The sequence below is a fragment of the Paenisporosarcina sp. TG20 genome (assembly GCF_000286315.1).
Lineage (GTDB): Bacteria > Bacillota > Bacilli > Bacillales_A > Planococcaceae > Paenisporosarcina.
Window position 1 is genome coordinate 1 of sequence record NZ_ALJG01000103.1, and the last position, 2,989, is coordinate 2,989.

The 2,989-nt window shown below is 36.5% G+C and carries 2 protein-coding genes; both read left to right on the forward strand.

What is annotated here, in order from left to right; all coding sequences use genetic code 11:
- Positions 1–373 precede the first annotated feature (373 nt).
- Entirely contained in the window at positions 374–1,771 is a 1,398-nt protein-coding gene (gene pepV / locus B371_RS0100825; protein WP_019412450.1) for a dipeptidase PepV, read from the forward strand.
- 15 nt (positions 1,772–1,786) lie between these two features.
- Positions 1,787–2,638, forward strand: coding sequence for a D-amino-acid transaminase (gene dat, locus B371_RS0100830; protein ID WP_019412451.1), 852 nt, complete (start codon positions 1,787–1,789; stop codon positions 2,636–2,638).
- The last annotated feature ends 351 nt before the right edge of the window (positions 2,639–2,989 follow it).

Below are 2,989 nucleotides of genomic sequence, written 5' to 3' on the forward strand. Positions count from 1 at the left end.
GCAAATCAGCGGTATCATACTACACCTACTCTTTAAAATACCGGGAATACTGGATTCATGGCTCACTAAATTTATATACTTTTTTATTTTGTAAGAAGATCCGGGAAAAGTACGCCCGGTCCTTTAACACAATTACAAATGATTTGTGTGTTAGTAAAGAATGATTTTCGATACAGTATCAACTTAGGTTTCCAGGTTGCTTTAGGCTCCCAAACTACCGCTGAGATAGACATAGCCTGAGTTTTTGAAGGAATAATATTCCTGATGAAATTCCCACTTTTCTTAAATTTTTAAATAAAAAGTAATTTTCATCTATGAATTCTTTAAGAAAGGTGTAAAATAACTTTAAAGAAGAGGCAGGTGGACCTTAAACGTGATTAATTGGATGGAAGAAGCACAAAAAAAGCAGTCAGAACTTTTATCAGAACTCCAACAACTTATTCAAATTCCAAGTGTGTTGGATGAGACTCAATCGTCAGAAGGACAACCTTTTGGACCTGGGCCCAACGAAGCGTTAAAGTTGATGCTTCAAAAAGGGATAGAAGCTGGAATGAAAGTGAAAAACGTAGATCAAATGGCTGGTCATATTGAAATGGGAGAGGGAGATGAACTTCTTGGGATTCTAGGTCATGTTGACGTGGTACCTGCAGGCAAGGGCTGGACTTATCCCCCATTTGAAGGACATATTGAAAATAATCGCTTATATGGTAGAGGTGCCATTGATGATAAAGGACCAACTATAGCGGCATGGATGGCCATGAAAATCGTGAAGGAAGCGGGTATTCCTTTAAACAAGAGGGTGAGATTAATCATTGGAACAGACGAGGAGAGTGGCTTCCGTTGTGTGAAACGCTATTTTGAAAAAGAAGAAATGCCACATATCGGTTTTGCTCCTGATGCTGATTTCCCGATTATTAACGCAGAAAAGGGCATTGCAACCTTGCAATTAGCAACTTCTAAGTTGGAGCAGGATGAACAACTGCAATCATTCACAGCAGGCACTCGTACAAACATGGTACCTGACTTAGCAAGAGCTGTACTCCATTTGAAGCATGAAGCTATTGAAAGTAAATTTGAACAGTTTCTTAACGAACACAAAATACAGGGATCAATCAAAACTGATCAACATGTGATTGAACTTACTTTAGAAGGTAAGTCAGCACATGCGATGGAACCAAACGATGGTGTCAATGCTGGGGTCTATCTGGCAGAGTTCCTAAAAGGTATAATGACAACATCAGGTTCGAAAACATACGTTAATTTTATATCTTCATCTTTTTTTGAAGATTCAAGAGGGCATACGTTAGCGCTGAATTATCATGATGATGAATCAGGAGACACAACATTAAATGCAGGAATTTTTTCATTCAATCCGGTTTCTGGAGGAACTATTGATGTGAGCTTACGTTATTCAGTTACTTATTCTTTTGAGCAGAAACTAACCGAGTGCCAGCAACTTTTGAGTGAGTTTGGTGTTTCAATTGATATTGTGTCTAATTCTAATCCCCATTATGTAGATCAATCTGATGAGTTAATTCAAAGTTTATCACGTGTATATAAACGTCAAACTGGAGAAAATGCAACTTTGCTTTCAATTGGTGGAGGAACATATGCACGTGTACTTCAAAAGGGTGTAGCTTTTGGGATGTTATTTCCTGGTGAAAAAGATGTCGCCCATCAAGTTGACGAATTCGTTGACATTCAAAATTTAATAAAAGCAGTTGCAATTTACGCGGATGCGATTTGCGAACTCGCTTCAATAAAATCATAGAAAGAAGGATTTATAATGAATTGGGTATTATGGAATGATCGATTAGTAAAAGATGAAGACATTAAATTGTCTAAAGAAGACCGAGGTTATCAGTTTGGTGATGGTATTTACGAAGTGATTCGCATTTATAACGGTAACATGTTTACTGCGCAAGAACATATTGATCGTTTCTACGAAAGTGCCGATAAAATCAAGATAGTCATTCCATATACAAAAGACCTTTTTCATAAAATGATATACGACCTTATTGAAGCGAATGAAGTCACATCCGGTCAAGTCTATGTCCAAATTACTCGAGGAGCTACTCCTCGTTTGCATCACTTTCCAATAACCCCTGTGGAAACAGTTCTGACGGCGTATACGAAAGAATATAAACGGCCAGTAACAGAAATGGTGAACGGTGTAGCGGTCAAAACGATTGAGGATATTCGGTGGTTGCGTTGTGATATAAAAAGTTTAAATTTATTAGGTAGTGTATTGGCGAAACAGGAAGCATATGAGAATGGTTGCTTTGAAGCTCTTTTACATAGAGGAGATCTAATTACTGAAGGTTCTTCTACTAATATGTACGCGATAAAAGATGGTGTGTTATATACACACCCAGCTACTAATTTAATTTTAAACGGTATTACGCGTCGAGTGATTTTAACATGTTGTGAAGAGATTGGTTTACCTGTTGTTGAACAACCTATTTCTCTTGCAACTGTATTATCGAACGATGAATTCTTTTTGTCCTCGACTACTACAGAAATTCTACCTGTAACCACGATTAATGGAATAAAGGTTAACAAAGGTATAAGAGGAGAATGGACACACAAACTACAAATAGCACTTGAGGCGAAAATCGGTCAAGAGGTTCATGCTTAATATATATCCCTCTATTTACATAGAGGGTTTTTTGGAACTATAAGAAAGTATATGATTGTAAAGTGCCAATAACCCTGTATTCATGGTGTTTTTTGGTATATGAAGACTAACATGCTAAAACAGAATTTTCACGGTGGAACTTACGTTAAACATATAAATGTAAAGGCGTGATTTCCTTTTTTAAAAGAACACAAGAAACTTCTTGAATATCAGCGGAAGTGAAGTTTGTTCATTGTTATATTCTTGTTTAATAATGCTATCTAATTATAGATGTGGGTACTTTAAAAGATCGGACGATTTTTTATATTTATTTTTTGAACTATATTTAATCACGGTTATTTTAACCAGGTG

Bases quoted from the DNA above. Each gene is read 5' to 3' on its own strand.
- dat (WP_019412451.1), top strand. From the start codon at position 1,787: ATGAATTGGGTATTATGGAATGATCGATTAGTAAAAGATGAAGACATT.